The sequence below is a fragment of the Sporosarcina sp. FSL K6-1522 genome (assembly GCF_038622445.1).
In the GTDB taxonomy this organism is placed as follows: Bacteria; Bacillota; Bacilli; order Bacillales_A; family Planococcaceae; genus Sporosarcina.
The window spans coordinates 799,904-817,215 of record NZ_CP152019.1 but is presented as its reverse complement, the minus strand read 5'-3'; the positions used below and the strand labels follow the sequence as shown (position 1 = coordinate 817,215).

Annotated in this window: 17 protein-coding genes; 5 read left to right on the top strand and 12 right to left on the bottom strand. The window is 43.3% G+C overall.

Annotated features, from left to right (window positions below; all coding sequences use genetic code 11):
- Positions 1 to 102 precede the first annotated feature (102 nt).
- The 5 genes from MKY34_RS03915 to MKY34_RS03895 all read left to right on the top strand — a co-directional run bounded on the left by MKY34_RS03915 (position 103) and on the right by MKY34_RS03895 (position 6,038).
- Positions 103 to 2,658 (top strand): LuxR C-terminal-related transcriptional regulator, encoded by a 2,556-nt coding sequence (locus MKY34_RS03915; protein ID WP_342513937.1) that lies wholly within the window; start codon positions 103 to 105, stop codon positions 2,656 to 2,658.
- Positions 2,659 to 2,813: 155 nt separating this feature from the next.
- The gene (locus MKY34_RS03910; RefSeq protein WP_342515184.1) at positions 2,814 to 2,972 is read left to right on the top strand and encodes an aspartyl-phosphate phosphatase Spo0E family protein; all 159 of its coding nucleotides are present in this window, start codon (positions 2,814 to 2,816) and stop codon (positions 2,970 to 2,972) included.
- Between the two features lie 774 nt (positions 2,973 to 3,746).
- Positions 3,747 to 4,781 (top strand): ABC transporter permease, encoded by a 1,035-nt coding sequence (locus MKY34_RS03905; protein WP_342513936.1) that lies wholly within the window; start codon positions 3,747 to 3,749, stop codon positions 4,779 to 4,781.
- 1 nt (position 4,782) lies between these two features.
- Entirely contained in the window at positions 4,783 to 5,457 is a 675-nt protein-coding gene (locus MKY34_RS03900; protein WP_342513935.1) for an ABC transporter ATP-binding protein, read from the top strand.
- A gap of 104 nt (positions 5,458 to 5,561) precedes the next feature.
- A complete protein-coding gene (locus tag MKY34_RS03895) occupies positions 5,562 to 6,038 on the top strand; it encodes a GNAT family N-acetyltransferase (RefSeq protein ID WP_342515183.1) in 477 nt (158 codons plus the stop codon).
- A 57-nt stretch (positions 6,039 to 6,095) separates the two neighbouring features.
- Here the strand turns inward: MKY34_RS03895 and spoVT are convergent, their stop codons facing one another.
- The 12 genes from spoVT to MKY34_RS03835 form a co-directional block, all read right to left on the bottom strand.
- On the bottom strand, positions 6,096 to 6,632 hold the full coding sequence (gene spoVT / locus MKY34_RS03890; RefSeq protein WP_342513934.1) for a stage V sporulation protein T: 537 nt from the start codon (positions 6,630 to 6,632) through the stop codon (positions 6,096 to 6,098).
- 90 nt (positions 6,633 to 6,722) lie between these two features.
- Positions 6,723 to 10,253 carry a transcription-repair coupling factor gene (mfd, locus tag MKY34_RS03885; protein ID WP_342513933.1) on the bottom strand — a complete coding sequence of 1,177 codons (3,531 nt, stop codon included), beginning with the start codon at positions 10,251 to 10,253 and terminating at the stop codon, positions 6,723 to 6,725.
- A gap of 77 nt (positions 10,254 to 10,330) precedes the next feature.
- On the bottom strand, positions 10,331 to 10,561 hold the full coding sequence (locus MKY34_RS03880) for an anti-sigma-F factor Fin (protein ID WP_342513932.1): 231 nt from the start codon (positions 10,559 to 10,561) through the stop codon (positions 10,331 to 10,333).
- Between the two features lie 54 nt (positions 10,562 to 10,615).
- Positions 10,616 to 11,179 carry an aminoacyl-tRNA hydrolase gene (gene pth, locus MKY34_RS03875; RefSeq protein WP_342513931.1) on the bottom strand — a complete coding sequence of 188 codons (564 nt, stop codon included), beginning with the start codon at positions 11,177 to 11,179 and terminating at the stop codon, positions 10,616 to 10,618.
- Between the two features lie 73 nt (positions 11,180 to 11,252).
- Complete coding sequence (locus MKY34_RS03870) at positions 11,253 to 12,212, bottom strand: ribose-phosphate diphosphokinase (protein ID WP_342513930.1); 960 nt, start codon at positions 12,210 to 12,212, stop codon at positions 11,253 to 11,255.
- A gap of 14 nt (positions 12,213 to 12,226) precedes the next feature.
- Positions 12,227 to 13,597: a bifunctional UDP-N-acetylglucosamine diphosphorylase/glucosamine-1-phosphate N-acetyltransferase GlmU gene (gene glmU / locus MKY34_RS03865; RefSeq protein WP_342513929.1), complete on the bottom strand. Its 1,371-nt coding sequence runs from the start codon at positions 13,595 to 13,597 to the stop codon at positions 12,227 to 12,229.
- Between the two features lie 354 nt (positions 13,598 to 13,951).
- Positions 13,952 to 14,236, bottom strand: a complete 285-nt coding sequence (gene spoVG, locus MKY34_RS03860) for a septation regulator SpoVG (protein ID WP_342513928.1) — start codon at positions 14,234 to 14,236, stop codon at positions 13,952 to 13,954.
- A gap of 176 nt (positions 14,237 to 14,412) precedes the next feature.
- On the bottom strand, positions 14,413 to 14,790 hold the full coding sequence (locus tag MKY34_RS03855; protein WP_342513927.1) for a RidA family protein: 378 nt from the start codon (positions 14,788 to 14,790) through the stop codon (positions 14,413 to 14,415).
- A 1-nt stretch (position 14,791) separates the two neighbouring features.
- Positions 14,792 to 15,619 (bottom strand): pur operon repressor, encoded by an 828-nt coding sequence (gene purR, locus MKY34_RS03850; protein WP_342513926.1) that lies wholly within the window; start codon positions 15,617 to 15,619, stop codon positions 14,792 to 14,794.
- A 55-nt stretch (positions 15,620 to 15,674) separates the two neighbouring features.
- The gene (ispE, locus tag MKY34_RS03845; protein WP_342513925.1) at positions 15,675 to 16,541 is read right to left on the bottom strand and encodes a 4-(cytidine 5'-diphospho)-2-C-methyl-D-erythritol kinase; all 867 of its coding nucleotides are present in this window, start codon (positions 16,539 to 16,541) and stop codon (positions 15,675 to 15,677) included.
- A gap of 185 nt (positions 16,542 to 16,726) precedes the next feature.
- Positions 16,727 to 16,912: a small, acid-soluble spore protein, alpha/beta type gene (locus MKY34_RS03840; protein WP_342513924.1), complete on the bottom strand. Its 186-nt coding sequence runs from the start codon at positions 16,910 to 16,912 to the stop codon at positions 16,727 to 16,729.
- Between the two features lie 129 nt (positions 16,913 to 17,041).
- Entirely contained in the window at positions 17,042 to 17,308 is a 267-nt protein-coding gene (locus MKY34_RS03835) for a Veg family protein (RefSeq protein ID WP_342513923.1), read from the bottom strand.
- Positions 17,309 to 17,312 lie beyond the last annotated feature (4 nt).

The following is a 17,312-nucleotide window of genomic DNA, read 5'->3' as shown; positions in this document are numbered from 1 at the left end:
TTTTTTTATTTCCAGCAGGAAATACAGGGAATTAAAGGGATATTCCATTTGGAAGTAGAAGTACTCATACATACCAATAAAAGTAGGAAGAGGTTACAGTCTATGCAAACGACTTTGTTACATTCAAAAATAACAGTGCCTCGCACTTCGCTAGAGGCAATAGAGCGACAACGATTAGTGAATGCACTCCAACATAAAAATGCAAAAAAACTAACCATTCTACGTGCACCTGCGGGTTATGGAAAAACTACATTGCTGAGTCAATGGTTCAACCAATTGGAGGAGCCCGTCGCCTGGCTATCCATCGATGCCGCCGATAATGACCCACTCCATTTCGGGAGATATTTCATACACATGTTGTCGAATGCCTTTACCAACGAACGGGATTCAAAACTACTTGCTTTAATCCATGACCAATCTCCGTTCGAGCTGTTAATCGACTCACTTTTAAACGAAATCAATTCGATTCAGGAAACACTCCATATTGTCATTGAGGATTATCATTTAATCGAAAACCCGACGATTCACGAGATGCTGACCCGATTCATTGAATATTTACCGGAGAATGCACGAATATATATAACCAGTCGGATGGAACTCCCCCTTCCAATTGCGAAGTGGCGAGCCAAAGCATGGCTGACAGAAATCGGCGTAGAACAGCTACGTTTTACTTATGATGAAATGAAACATCTCTATACAAAGCGGGGCTTTAGCCAGGATAGTACTGAATCGCTCCAACATGTATTGAACCGAACTGAAGGCTGGGCTACAGGTATTCAATTAGCAGGGCTTGCGGGAAGCACATCTACTGGAGAATCGCATATAGAAACGCTCAATAATGCCCAGCCTGCCATTACCGCTTTTTTATTACAAGAGATTCTCGCATCACTTTCTCCATCCACACAGGATTTTCTTGTGCGAACATCCATTTTGAATCAACTCGAGCCTGCAATCTGTGATGCCCTTATGAATCGAAATGATAGTTATCATATCTTGTCGGAACTTGAACAAAGTGGCTTATTTATTATGCGTGTGCATGCCAATCAACCCATTTTCCGCTACCATCATTTATTTGCGGATGCCTTACAAATCGAAATGAAAAATCGCTACTCACCAGAAGCCATATCGTCCATTTATCAAGATGTTGTGCATCTAATTCACGAACAAGGAGACTTTCATTCTGCGATTGAATTAGCATTGAACGGACGATTGTACGCTATAGCGGACACCTTCATGACTATGCATCTAGTAGACATTTTTACATCAGGAGAAGCTTCCACCTTCACGCGTTGGGTACAACACTTACTTGGTCACGGCTATCCTGTGAATGTGGAGACGCTTGTTATCAATGTCATTACGTTAGCGACTACGCACGAACTGGAACAAGCCTCCCAACTGATCGAAGAGTTAGAACGAAGACATACACTCGACCAATGGATGGAGCAAGCAGATCATCAAGGAATCGCCCAAATTTTAGAATCTATAACAGCCTTTGTCTTGTACGCAAACGGAGGTAATCTTGAACAAGTGTTTCGGATTATGCAAAAACAACTTGAAAGTGGGCATATAAGTACAAAATGGGATGATGTTCCCGTCCGGTACAACCGATTTGAACCAACTCTTTTGCGCACAAGTATTGGTGTCAAAGGTAGGCTCTTGCTAGGAACAACAGCGATTCCTTTATCATCGTTATTCCGCGATAGTGAACTCAAAGAACGCAATGTAATAGGGTTTAATTATGGCGTATCGGCAGAGACTTTGTATGAGGGAAACTACCTGTACGCTGCATTAATTGAAACGGAGGCTGCTCTACGGCGCGGCCATCTTTTTGAAGATCCCGGATTATTCACCCCTATGTATATACTCAAAGGGCGGATTCATGCGACAAAACAGCAATTTACAGAAGCACACGCTGTGTTAGATTATGCGATGGCATTAACGAACAACGAGCATTGGAGAAATTTGTTACGCACGATGAAAGCCCATTGCTACTTGCTAGAGGGCGATATTTCTCAAGCAGAACGACTACTGTCTAACTCCACGAACATAAACAGTCCCCAAATTGAGGCTGGACAGGAGTTTGGCTTGCTTGTGCATGTACGTATTTTATTGGCCAAGCAGCAAGCGGGTAAAGGGCTGTTAGCCGCGATTCGCGTAAAAACAAAAGCGCTAAAAGAGAAACAAATCTCGACAATTGTTGAAGCGACCATGCTGGAGTCCATCTGTTACATGCATATAGGACATGAAAATGAAGCACTAATCACCTTACACGAGGCATTGGAGCATGCTGCCCCTTACGGATATATAAGAACATTTCTTGATGAGAGCGACGCCATTCCCTTGTTGAAAAAGTACTTAAAAATCCGTCAAAATCGCTTAAGTGCGCATTGGGATGCTGTGCCGCTCGCCTATATCGAGAATTTAATAGCTATTGCTCATTCAGAAACGGTACAAGCGCATCCAATAGCGGATCTACTGACACCACGTGAACAAGAAGTGCTTCAATTATTGGCAAGTGGGGTGCCAAATAGTGAAATTGCTCGTCAACTGACACTGACAACTGGAACAGTACGCATCTATTTGTCGAAAATATACAGTAAACTCGGCGTCAATTCGCGTACACAGGCCGTTTTGTGGTTGAAAGACCAGGAGCATTGAATCCCTCATAAGAGGATTGCTTATATAAATATCCATAATTGATAAATAATATGTTTAGTTTGTAAAATTTACGGGAATGCCATATATATAATAAATGTATATTTTATGTGAACAAAATTTCAAGCTAGATGGAGGGATGCAAAGTGGCTATAGCAATGCTTAATAAGCATACACTAGAGGAACAAATCAAGTTAAAAAAACAAGATATGTATGCCAAAGCAAGGATGTTGGGATTTACCCATCCGGCTGTTGTCGCCTGTAGCCAGGAGCTAGACCGACTGCTCAACCGCTACCAAAAACTCCAATCTACCTAGCAAAAGTTATATCAACGAAACGAGCTGATGACTATCATTGGCTCGTTTTTTATTTGGTGAAATGTGCATGTTGCTTATCCAAATAACAACCAAATTATATACTAGGCACTCTGTATACAATTGATTTCGGAGCTCTTTGGATAGAACAATTGCTATACGATTATCAAGTTATTTCTATATGTAGGGAGATTGTTTATCCGTCGTGTTCCAAAATCTCAAGTATATAAAGTGCAAATCCTTTTTGGGAAGAAAGAATTGCTGACTCTTTACTTAGAGTGGCGGCCAAAGAAAAAATTTGGCCGCAGAAGCTTTTGTAATGTTTTTTCTTTTGTTATTGTTCGGAATTTGTACTTTTTACTAGGCTTCTTATATTAAGAAGTCTAAGTCTTGCTATAAATAAAGAAGGAACACATTGTTCATTGGGCAAGAGTGCCTTAAAGCAAGTCCTCTCTTCTTTACTTTCCAAGCAACTGTATTTTTCACTTAACGATTGGAGAGATGCAACAAATACTGATTCGCAATAGCATTTCTAGACATACTTGTCCTTTGCACAGGAGGAATTAATTCCTCCTGTAAAGCTGTCGTGAATCTCGTACCGAAAGCGGACTGGAAATCGTTCAGTGGCAATGAAGAGATTAGCATTTCTCATCAATGTTTTATACAAGTAAATGGTTAATCAACAGGTGTGCCGGTGAATTGTAATATGGTGTTCATTCTCCGTTCATCTAATTCTCGTATACTCAAATCATCAAGAACAAACGGAGGCATAAAAAAATGAATCTCGCATGGAAAGAAATGAACAAAAACAAAGCAAAATTTATGATTTTAGGATCTATCATTTTTCTAGTCAGTTTTTTAACCTTCATCATTTCAGGGTTAGCAAACGGACTGTCACAAGATAATGCAGCGTTAATAAAGGATCTGCCGGACGGACAATTTTATATGCATACCGATGCCGATGAAAAATACAATCTTTCAAGAATTGATGAAGACGTCCAAAGCACTGTATTGAAGGAACATAAAGATGCAACGGCCCTGTCCATTCAAATGGGCTTTGTAAACGATGCAGCCGACAAACAGCATAGCGTTGCTTTCGTTACATCAACCGATTCAGAGTTGCTTGCGTCTGTTGGACCAGGCGAAATCATTTTAGACCGTTCATTGGAAAAAGACGGTATCAAAGTCGGAGATATCTTAACGAACAATCAGTTTAGCGGTGAATTTAAAGTAATCGGTTTTGTGGATAAACAAAAATATAGTCACGCGCCTGTTGCTTTTATCAACATGATTAACTACCAAGAAATTTACCGTGTCCTTGAAATGCAATTGATTTTCATACCAGGACAAGAAGAAGCGCTAGACATTGCGTCCTTACAAGGCTTTTCAAATAAAGAATTTCTCAACGCCATTCCAAGTTACAGCGCGGAACAAATGTCACTTAATATGATCATTTGGTTTTTAGTTGCTATTAGCGGTATGCTGTTCGCGATTTTCTTCTACATGATGAATGTCCAGAAGATTGGTTTATACGGCATCTTAAAGGCACTTGGTGTGAAAACAAGTCGACTGTTCGGGATGATGTGGTATCAGATGGTGTTCATCACCCTTGTGGCGCTCGGATTGTCTGTTGCGCTAAGCCAAGGATTCGCACTCATCGCACCTGAAGGCATGCCGTTTAGTTTAACGCTTGCAACAACAATTCAATTATCCGTGATTTTCTTAGTCATCGGATTCGTAGGCGCAACACTGTCAGGTCTGCAAATTAAAAAAGTCGAACCATTACAAGCCATTCAACAAGGAGAGGTGTAATATGACAATCTTTGCGATTGATGAAGTGACCAAAACATTTACCAACGGTGAAGTTAAGGAGCAAGTATTAAAAGGCATTAACCTCACGCTCCAAGAAGGCGAAATTACAGCATTGGTTGGGGCATCTGGTTCAGGGAAAAGTACAATTTTGACGATTGCTGCGGGGCTGCAACGTGCTTCAGATGGGCAGGTTTTATTTGAAGGAGAAAATATGACCGATATGAGCCAAGAGCAAATTCGTAAAATTAGAGCCAGCGAGTTCGGTTTTGTCTTTCAATCGTCCCATCTCGTTCCATTCTTAACGGTAGAAGAGCAATTACTATTAATGCTCGATGTATCCGAAAGTAAAATGAACAAACACGTTCAACGTGAAGAAGTTGAAAAAGTCTTAACGTTGGTCGACATGGTGCACCGAAAAGATGCTTACCCGGCTTCATTATCAGGCGGGGAAAAGCAACGAGTCGCAATTGCCCGTGCAATCATTCACAAACCGAAGATGCTATTTGCGGATGAGCCGACAGCAAGCCTCGATTCTAAAAGATCAAAAGACGTCATGGTATTGATCCGAGAACTGACGAAAACCTTGAATATCACGACATTAATGGTCACACATGACGAAGACATGCTGTCATATGCCGATCATGTCATTACCATGAAAGACGGATTGATTTTATAACCAAACCGCCCACATATACCGGGATTATTCGGTGTATGTGGGCGGTTTCTATTACCGTGTTGAATAAAAATAAGGTTGGGGGTATATTAATAAATAAAAAGGTGATGACTCTGAATATTTCATTCGCGCAAACAACTGATGCACCTGTAATTCACGACTTAATGATCCAGGCATTTATGGCATACCAAAACGAAACGCCCCCTTCTAGTGCACTGGAAGAAACAGTGCAATCCATTTCGGAAGCACTAGAAAATGGCGAGCAAGCGCTCATTGGCTATCTAGCTGACGAACCTGTTGCGATGGTCCGTTTTCGTGTCGAAAGCGATTCGCTCTATTTTTATCGACTAGCGGTTATTCCAAACAAGCAAGGCCAAGGCATTGCCAAAAGGCTATTAAAGTCACTGGAAATGTATGCACTTGAACAAGGTAAACCAGCGATACAATGTAAAGTACGCATGACACTCCCCAAAAATATAGCGCTGTATCAGTCCATCGGCTACAAAGTGTCTGATGAGGAAACGGTCTATAAACCGAACGGCCTTACCGTCCCGGTGATAACTATGACGAAACAACTGGCATAAGGGACAACCACAAAACAGCCTACACAAACCGTCAATCCGGTCTGCGTAGGCTGTTGCTTATTGCTCCATCTGCTTCGATAAAAAATGCGCTGCAGTTTCTGCAGCTTTCTGTTCAATTTCACCGAGAAAATGTACTTTCGACAATAAATAGACGGCACCAATCGTATCACCCGCTGCCACAATCGGCGCAATACAATACGATTTGACCTGTTCGACTTGTCCCGGTACCCATTCTACCGCTTTTTCGAGCTTTTCCATTACCATTTTTCGACCGGCTAAAACCTCCTCGATATCCGGAGATAGCTGACGATTTAAATAATCTTTTTTCGATACACCCGAGACAGCAATCATCTCGTCCCGGTCGCTGATGAGTGCAGGTGTACCCAATGTTTCATATAGCGTCTCTGCATACTCCTTAGCGAACTGACCAAGCTCCGATATTGGAGAATATTTCTTTAAAATAACGCCACCATCTCGATCTGTAAAAATCTCAAGTGGATCTCCTTCACGAATCCGGAGCGTTCTCCGAATTTCCTTCGGGATAACCACCCTTCCTAGATCGTCGATTCTGCGGACGATTCCCGTTGCCTTCATGCACGATGCCTCACTTTCCACAAAATTGAACACCAACTTCATTTCGCTGTTAGTATGCATCATGCATGGACATTTTATGCAACAGTCCCTTTAGACGGAATCCGAAACAACTGCTTCCTTTATTGCTGATTGAAACAATCTCATCATTTCTTCCAACACATCGAACGCAGTCCTTTTCTCTGTATAGCGTTCATCAACCGTCATAATGAGGCAGCCATCTTCCATTGTGAAGCCCACAGCACGACCAAATTGCATCGATTCCGACACGAGTTTCGCACCATCCATCTTTGCGGAACCTTCTGGAGATAATCGGACTTCAATTTTCAATTGTGGCTTTTTAATGGATTCTACACCCGCGAGTTGTCCCCACGCTTTAATACGCCCGATACGAAGTAGCAAATCGGCTTCGAGTGGCATTTCTCCAAATCTGTCCACCATTTCATCTACTAACTCTAGATAATCTGCTTCATTTTCAATCGCTTTTACACGTTTGTACATTTGGATTTTTTGGAATCCATCTCTTATATAATCGTCCGGGATATATGCGTCCATTTTCAGTGAAATCTCTAGCTCTTTGCGATCCGATTTCACGACACCTGTCTGTTTCTCCTCGATTGCATCTTGTAACATTTGTGAATAAAGATCGAAACCAACCGAGTCGATGAAGCCATGTTGCTGGGAACCAAGTAAATTTCCCGCACCACGAATCGATAAGTCACGCATCGCAATTTTAAAACCAGAGCCCAATTCCGTGAACTCTTTAATGGCCTGTAACCGACTTTCAGCAACCTCTGTCAGCACCTTATCATGCTGATACAGGAAATAACTGTATGCAACACGATTCGAACGTCCAACACGACCACGGAGCTGATACAACTGCGATAATCCCATGCGATCCGCATCATGAACAATAAGCGTATTGACGTTCGGAATATCTATACCCGTTTCGATAATCGTTGTTGTGACGAGTACATCATATTCTCCTTCGAGGAAGCTTAAAATCACCGCCTCCAACGCTGCTTCTCCCATCTGTCCATGGGCAAACCCAACGCGTGCTTCCGGTACCAGTTGCTTAATTTCCTCAACCTTGCGTGCCATATCTTCCACACGATTGTACAAATAGAACACTTGACCACCACGGCCCATCTCTCGTTCAACCGCCTCACGAACAAGTCCCAAACTATGCTCCATGACGTATGTCTGAACCGGAAAACGATTGGCCGGCGGCGTTTCAATGACAGACAAATCACGAACACCTAACATTGACATATGAAGCGTCCGTGGAATCGGTGTCGCTGTCAACGTCAGCACATCCACATTCGTTTTCAACTGTTTCAATTTTTCTTTATGCGTCACACCAAATCGCTGTTCTTCGTCGACAACAAGCAGACCGAGATCATGATAGACGACATCCTTGGATAACAAACGATGCGTGCCCACGACCACATCAATAGTTCCAGCTTTCAGCCCTTTTAACGTTTCTGTCTGTTCTTTTTTTGTCCGGAAACGATTTAACACAGACACCTCTATAGGGAAGCCTGCAAAGCGTTCTTTCATCGTTTCGTAATGCTGTTGTGCCAGAATCGTCGTCGGCACGAGGAAGGCCACTTGCTTACCGTCTGCCACTGCTTTGAACGCGGCACGGATAGCCACTTCTGTTTTACCATATCCAACATCCCCACAAAGCAAACGATCCATAGGACGCTCTTTCTCCATATCCTGCTTCACTTCTGTAATCGACCTCAGCTGGTCATCCGTCTCATCATAAGGAAATGCGTTTTCAAATGAGCGCTGCAAATCATCATCTGCGGCAAAGGCATGCCCTTTTTCCGCCTCACGTTTCGCATACAACTTGATGAGATCATCTGCGATATCTTGGACAGCAGCCGATACTTTACTCTTCGTCTTCTTCCAATCCGCACTGCCTAGCTTATGCAACTTCGGTTCTTTTTCGCCCGATGCCACATACTTCTGAATCAAATCAATCTGATCTGCCGGAACAAACAGCTTATCTTCCCCACGATAACGGATATCTAGATAATCCTTATGATTGCCATTCACTTCCAACGTCACGACACCGTAGTATTTCCCAATTCCGTGATGCACATGAACTATATAGTCGCCCGGCTTAATTTCCGAATAACTTTTAATGCGTTCTGCATTCGTCATCTTTTGAGGGCGCGCCTTTCGCGTTGGCTTCCCTTTGAATAATTCAGCATCCGTTATAACGACAACACGCTGTAAAGGAAGTTCAAATCCCGCCGACAAATCGCCGTCAACGATAAAGACACCGCCTGCATTCGACGGTTTGCCAGATAAGGCCGCTGCCATATCATAGTCTTGCAAAATGGATTGCACTTTCTGCATCCGTTCTTCGCCGTCAGCAACGACAAAGACGTTGAAAGCCCCCTGCTGCCATCTATCCAATTCGTTTTTCAATAAATTCATCTGACCATGAAATTGTTGCATCGGCTTACAAGAGAACGTCACTGTTCTTTTCGTCGTAATTCCCGGTATAGAGCGCACGAAGAGTGATAGATACGCCCGGCGCTGTTTCAGCATGGCATGTGTTTCATCAAACGAGAAAGACAGCTTCGCATCATGAACAATTTTCCCATCTTCCAACAGCGAAACAAACCATTCTTTTTCTTCCGATTCAAGTGATGCAACAACCTCGAGAATGCGACCGATTTCATCAAATAGGACAATCCCGTTTTTCGAAAAATAACTTTCAAGAGAGGCTGTTTCTGCCGAAAACGAAGCATATTTCAAGATGTTTTCTGGAATCACACCATCCTTTAATGCATGTAGATCGCCCGTTGTATGCAACGTCAAACGTTCTTTAGCTTGTGCATCATTCATCTTCTTCAAGCTAGCTGCGAGCGCATGCTCAAGTTTTTCAGCCATCTCCGTCAAATCTTCTACCGTCCATACAAATTCTGCTGCTGGCAGGATTGAAATCGCTTCCAGCTTATCAATCGAGCGCTGGTCCTCAGCCGAAAATGAGCGGATAGAGTCAACGTCTGTATCGAATAGCTCAATCCGAACAGGGTCTTCCATATTCAATGGGTACAAGTCCAAGATACCACCACGCAACGCGAATTCTCCCGGTGCCGTGACCATTGACTGTCTCGTATACCCCATTGCGACAAGCTTCATGAGCCATTCTTCCATCACAATCGACTCACCGACTGCTGTTGAAAGTCCACTCGACAGCCAGCGTTCTTTCGTTGGAAGCAATTTCTTCATGCCCGCAATCGGCACAATGTAAATCCCTCTCCCAATTCGCGCCATATGATCGAGCGTATCTATGCGTTGCGCACGAAGCTCATAGCTCGAAATCGAATAATCCGCTGCAATTAGCTCTTCCGCTGGATACAAATGCACTAGCGACTCCCCAAGCATTTTGACAAGGTCCTCATATGTACGCTGTGCTTGTAGCAAGTTAGGCGAGACAATGAGAATAGGCTGGTCCATCGTCTGCTGCAGTACTTTAAACAGGATCGATTTTGCACCACCCGACAAACCTACAATCATTTGACGGTCTTTTCCCTCCTCCCACTCTCGCATTAGTTTACCAATCTCTTTTTCTTGGATAAATAAATCTAGTAAAGCTTCCAAAAAGACACATCCTTTCTTGTATCATATGTAAAAAACAGAAAAAGCTTTGGACGCCATCCAGCGCCAAAGCGTACATCCTATTGAAGCCATCTGTTCAGTGTGTAATAATTCGGAAAACGTTGGAGCGACTGCTCGCACTGTTCACATATACAGCGTACCGTGAATTCTCCATCCTTTTCACATGTTAGAAACCGTTCCTCTTCCCCCTGGTCCATCTCTTGTAATAGGAGAATGGTTTCCTTCGCTGATTCAAATGGGAGTGTACCAATTTCCGTTTCACAATGCCGACATGTATAACGAATCGCCATTTTGTCTCCGCCCCTTTTTCTCAAAGTATAGGCGGGAACGACGCGTATTATTCCTTAAGCACCATTAAAGTTGTTCATCACTTCAAGATAAGGTTTGGAAAACCATGCTTCGCAAGCGGATGCACTCTTTTGTACCATGTCCTCAATTAATGGACTTTCTTCCTTGCTGAATGGGGACAATACATAATCAGGCACTTTCATACCGCCTGTTGGACGTCCCACACCGATGCGAATCCGATTGAATGCATCCGTACCGAGATGGGCAATAAGCGATTTCATACCGTTATGACCGCCAGCACTTCCTTTTTGACGCAGACGAATGGTCCCTGGTGCAATATCCAAATCATCATATAAAACAACAATATCTTCAACCGCAACATCAAAATAGTCCATAAGCGGGCGGACACACTCCCCAGACAAATTCATATAGGTGAGTGGCTTAACTAGCATAACCTTTCCTTCTGGACGGTGAACGACTGTGTACATGCCATTGAACTTCGCTTGCATGGCTGGTGCTGACAGACGATTACAAAGCTCATCAATGACGTGGAATCCCACATTATGGCGGGTCTTTTCATATTGTTTACCCGGATTTCCGAGTCCAATTATCATTTTCATCATTTTCTCTTCCTTTATTAGTAGATGGGGATATAGAAAAGAAGCGCACGGTAACCCGCGCGCTTACTTTATATCACTCAAATAGAGTACTAACAGATTTCTCTTCAAAGACACGAACGATTGCGTCACCAAGAAGTTTAGCAATAGATAGTTCGACAATTTTTGGAGACTTTTTCGATTCTGGAAGCTCGATTGAGTTTGTAATGACCAATTCTTTAATTTTCGAATTGTCGATACGCTCAATGGCTGGGCCAGACAGTACAGGGTGCGTACAGCAAGCGTAAACTTCTTTTGCTCCGCTTTCGACCAAAGCACTCGCTGCGATTGTAATCGTTCCAGCTGTATCGATAATATCATCAATTAGGATAGCAGTTTTTCCTTCAACATTACCAACGATGTTCATCACTTCTGCTACGTTCGGACGTGGACGACGCTTGTCAATGATTGCGATAGGCGCTTTCATACGATCTGCCATCTTACGTGCACGTGTAACACCACCGTGGTCAGGAGATACGATAACGAGTTCATCGCTATTCAGACCTTTTCCTCTGAAGTATTCCGTAAGAATCGGTTCAGCCATTAGGTGATCGATTGGAATATCAAAGAAACCTTGAATTTGCGATGCATGTAAATCGATTGAAATGACGCGGTGTGCTCCAGCAGTTTCAAGTAAATCTGCCACTAGCTTCGCTGTGATTGGTTCACGTGGACGTGCTTTACGGTCTTGACGTGCATAACCGTAATAAGGCATAACCACATTGATTGTACGTGCAGATGCACGCTTCAATGCATCAACCATAATTAAAAGCTCCATCAAGTGTTCATTGACTGGATTTGATGTTGATTGAATAACAAATACATCGCACCCACGGATACTTTCTTCGATATTCACTTGAACTTCACCGTCACTGAATCGTGTAACAGAACTTTTACCGAGCGGACATCCGATTTCTTCCGATACTTGCTTTGCAAGTGGTTCGTTAGCGTTCAAAGTAAATATCTTCAGTTTGTCGTTTGGATAATGATTAGGCATCATGGCCCTCCTGTTTAATTGAGATTTAGTTTTTGTACATAGCCTTCTTTATTTTCCTGTCGCGCGCGCCCAATTGCAAGTGAACTTTCTGGGACATTTTCTGTAATTGTCGATCCAGCCGCTACGTATGCGCCTTTTTCAACAGTGACAGGTGCGATTAAGTTGGAATTACAACCGATAAATGCATCACTTTCAACTGTCGTGACGTGTTTATGCTTACCATCATAATTGACTGTGATTGTTCCACAGCCAATATTGACACGTTCACCAATTTTCGCATCACCGATATAACTTAGATGCGATACTTTGCTGCCTTCTTCAAGTGTCGATTTTTTCACTTCAACAAAGTTACCGATTTTCACGCGATCGCCAAGATTCGAATCTGGACGAATATGCGCAAACGGCCCTACTGTCGTCGCTGAGCCAATTGTACTTGATAGCACAACAGATGAATGGACTGTCGTTCCCTCACCTATTTGGCTGTCTACAATTTGGCTATTCGGCCCAATTGTACAGTTTTCTCCGATAACAGATTGCCCTTCAATCATCGTGCCTGGTTGTAAAACTGTGTCGCGACCGATTTCTGCCGCTGCACTTATATACGTATTATCAGGATTAATAATTGTAACACCATTGCGCATATGCTTTTCAGCAATACGACGACGCATAACGCCTTCTGCTTCCGCTAAAACTACACGGTCATTAACGCCTAGTGTTTCACTAAAGTCATCTGTCACATAAGCAGACACGAGTGCTTGTTCAGATTGCAAAATACCGACAACATCTGGAAGATAATATTCACCTTGCGCATTATCGTTTTTCACTTTTTTCAATGTGTCAAACAATGCTCGGTTGTCAAAACAGTACGTTCCTGTATTAATCTCCGTGACCTTTTGTTCTTCAGACGTTGCATCTTTCTGTTCAACGTTGCGCAGCACTTGCCCATCTGCGCCTCGGATAATGCGGCCGTATCCTGTTGGATCATCCGCAATCGCTGTCAGAATGGTTGCCTTGGCTCCTGTTTCGTTGTGGTGCGCAATGAGTGCTTCCATCGTCTCTGAGCGAATAAGTGGAGTATCTCCGCATACGACAATTGTCGTACCATCGAGATCACCAATAAGCTTTTCTGCTTGTTGAACAGCGTGTGCAGTTCCAAGTTGCTGTGCTTGAAGCGCGTATTCGCTTTTTTCTCCAAGTGTTTCTTCAACGAGTTCCGCTCCATGTCCAACAATGGTTACAATCCTGTTTGCACCAAGACCGTGTATATGGTCAATTACATGTTCAACCATCGGTTTTCCACAAACAGGATGGAGTACTTTATATAAATTTGATTTCATCCGTGTACCTTGTCCTGCTGCGAGGACGATGGCATATGTATTCGTCATTCGAATGCCCCCATCAATGAGAGATGAAATTGAACCTCTCCCAAATGTTTTCACTATTGACTATAGCTGAAAATCTTCTTTTTTTCAACCTCTCCCCCTTGACAAGTAGGTACAATTCTTTTACGATTAGTGTTTTTTCATACTTTTAAATACATGCTAGATTCGTTGAAATAAAGAATCTTCCTAACAACGCTTGGTGCTTGCGGATGCCTCCAGCTTGTAAGGTGTCTTCGCTGGAGAGTAGATGAAAATCATTAGTTTAATTTATATAGATTACTAATACGATAAAAAAGGCCGCCTACATAAATAGGCGACCCCTGTTTTGAATTTACATTGTGAAATATAGATACTATATCACGCGCCTGCCCCTTCAAGCACTTCTTCTTCGGTGGATAGATGATAGGCAGCGAGCACAGCCTCTTGAACCTTCGTACGAGAATTTGAATTGATTGGGTGTGCTACATCGCGGAATTCCCCATCAGGTGTCCGCTTGCTTGGCATCGCTACGAACAAGCCCTCATTACCGTCAATCACTCGAATATCGTGGACAACAAACTCATCATCAATTGTAATCGATGCAATCGCCCGCATTCTTCCATCCGTTTCCATCTTACGTAATCTCACATCTGTCACTTCCATCCCTATACCACTCCTTTGTCTTTACAGCCCATGACGACTATATTCCACAAAAGTAAGCGATTCCCTTCTTTACTAACTAACTTTTTTAAACATTAGGACTAATGGAAGGTTTTACCCCAGTGAATTACGTTTCCAAAAAAAGAAAAACCCGCTCTGGTTATCCAGGCGGGCACAGCTCATTTATTCGCTAACGCAATGACTTCAATTTCAACTTTTACATCTTTCGGCAATCTAGCCACTTCCACCGTTGAACGTGCTGGTGTATGCGTGCCAAAATGCTGTGCGTAGACATCGTTTAACGCCACAAACTCATTCATATCTTTAATGAAAACGGTTGCTTTCACAACTTGATCCAACGAAGAGCCCGCTTCTGCAAGAACTGCTTTCAAATTGGCAAACACTTGGTGTGTCTGTTCTTCGATTGTTCCTTCGACAAGAAGACCTTCTGGTGTTAAGGGAATTTGGCCTGATGTATAGATAAGTCCGTTCACGCTCACTGCTTGTGCATAAGGTCCAATTGCCTTTGGTGCATTTTCTGTCGCTACGTAGTTCATATCATTTTCCACCTTCCGCGAAATAATTTCCTTCTTCCAACTCAATCGTTCGATCCTTTTCATCTACCGCATGCAACTTCACAAGAGACAGATAATGATCGACAAGCACTTCTTCTGGATGGACAGCCTCTACTAATACCGCAACCCCTGCAAGCTCGCAACCGAACTCTTCCAGCAAGTTTTTCATCCCTGCCATCGTGCCGCCCGCTTTCATGAAGTCATCGGTAATGAGCACTTTCTGTCCACTCTGCATGCTTCTCTTCGATAATACCATTGTTTGAATGCGTCGTGTCGAACCAGATACATAATTAATGCTAACTGTTGAGCCTTCTGTTACCTTACTATCACGGCGCACAACAACGACCGGAACATTGAGGTGACGGGCAATCGCATGTGCAATTGGAATCCCTTTCGTCGCCACTGTCATAATGACATCAATCTCCGTTTCTGCAAATGCAGAAGCAAATACTTTACCAACACGGTCCATGAAGCGTGGATTTCCAAGCAGATCTGTCATGAACAAATAGCCACCTGGCAATAGCCGATCTGAATGTCCTAGCTCTCTCATAAGAAGAGCCATCACATCACGTACATCCGATTCCGTCGTTTTTGGAATGAATTTCACGCCTCCAGCTGCTCCCGACACCGTTACTAACTTCCCTGTCCCATTCTCTTCAAACGTTTCTTTTACAATCGTCAAATCCTCGCTAATGGAGGATTTCGCCGCTTTGTACCGTTCGGCAAAGAAGGTCAGTGGTATAAGTTCATGTGGATTTTCCAACAGATGGCGGGTCATATCGACAAGCCGCTCGCTCCTTTTCCACTTCATGGTACCATCTCCTAAACCCGAATGTTTACTCGTACATTAACACAATCGTCCGGGTTTAATCAAGAAAATTACGTTCACCAATCATTCGAACCGCATAGACCTCTGGGCAAAACCCCTTCAATCCATTATAAATCCGCGGTACTCTCGATTCATGCTTCACCAAACCAAAAACCGTAGGGCCGCTTCCGCTCATTAACACAGCATCGGCTCCAAATTTTTGCATCTGTTCCTTCAGTACAACAACTTGTGGATGCAAATCCATCGTCACAGGCTCTAATACATTGCCAACAGACTTACACATCGCCTCATAGTCACCCGCTTCTAGTGCCTTAACCATTTCGGCTGTATTCGGATGTGTCACAGCAGATAGATCCAGATTGCCATAAATATCACCCGTTGACACCGATATCGCAGGCTTCGCCAGAATCACCCAACAATTCGGAGGTACTGGTAAATGTTTAATTTTCTCCCCGCGTCCTGTCGCAAGTGCGGTACCGCCATGGACACAAAAAGAAACATCCGAACCGATTTTTGCTCCGAATGCAGCAAGCTCGTCCGCCCCTATTTGTAAATTCCATAGCCTGTTCAACCCGCGCAATGTAGCCGCTGCATCCGAGCTACCACCTGCAAGCCCTGCTGCAACAGGGATACTTTTTTCAAGCGTGATTTCCACACCTTCCGTAATACCATACCGCTTTTGCAAAAGCTCAGCCGCCTGATACGCTAAATTTTTTCGATCATTCGGCACAAATCGTTCAGAGGCTTTGATCGTAATTTTTCCATCATTCATAGGACGGAGCCAAACCCTGTCCGCCAGATCGACCGTTGTCATAATCATTTCTACTTCATGAAAGCCATCTGGCCGCTTATGTAATACATCCAGTGTCAAATTAATTTTTGCTGGCGCCTTCTCGTATAACATCTAGCCACCTCCATTCCAGCTAATCCTTGTTCCCCATTTTACCATAGGGCGAATTGTTTGCGCTGTGAATTTATGCAGAATAAACGAAGGAAAATTGCGATACATTTAAAGAGGGTTGCACCGGATGTCTAATGACAACAAGTGCAACCCTCCTTTTGTCAGCTATCAGTGGGATACAGGGTCATTCATAGCGGATTTTTTCCTTGCGCTACTCCTCGTTCGGCCATTTCAATTGCACGTTTCACCATATTACCAGCGTCTCGCGACTTAATGCCACCCCAACCTTCTCGCTCCACAACATCATAAAACCCAAGCTCTTTCGCAATTTCTTCTTTCAAGCGCTCAGACATGATTCCATGTTTTTTTGCCATTCGGTTTCCTCCTTTTGGCTGACATGCATAGTATGAGCTAAACAAAAGAAAAAACACCCCTGTCGGCCATTCCTTTTAAGAATGCCAACAGAGATGTTTTTAAAATGATCGAAATCATAATTGCTGTGATTATTTAAAGATTAACGCAGTAGAATCCGCACCATCCAGAATCGTTATTTCAACTGCTTCAGTCAAAATATCTGCGTAGCTGTAAGATACCCGTTCAAATGCATTTTCGTCCTGATCAAGTTCAACTACGAATACTGCCCGATATGTTTCACGCAGTACGCCAGCTCTTTCAATTGTCTTCTTCCGGCCACCGTTTGCTCTTACATGCAAACGTTTCCCCAGATGAGAATCCAATGACTTCTTAATGTCCGCTAATGTTTTTGGCATGTCA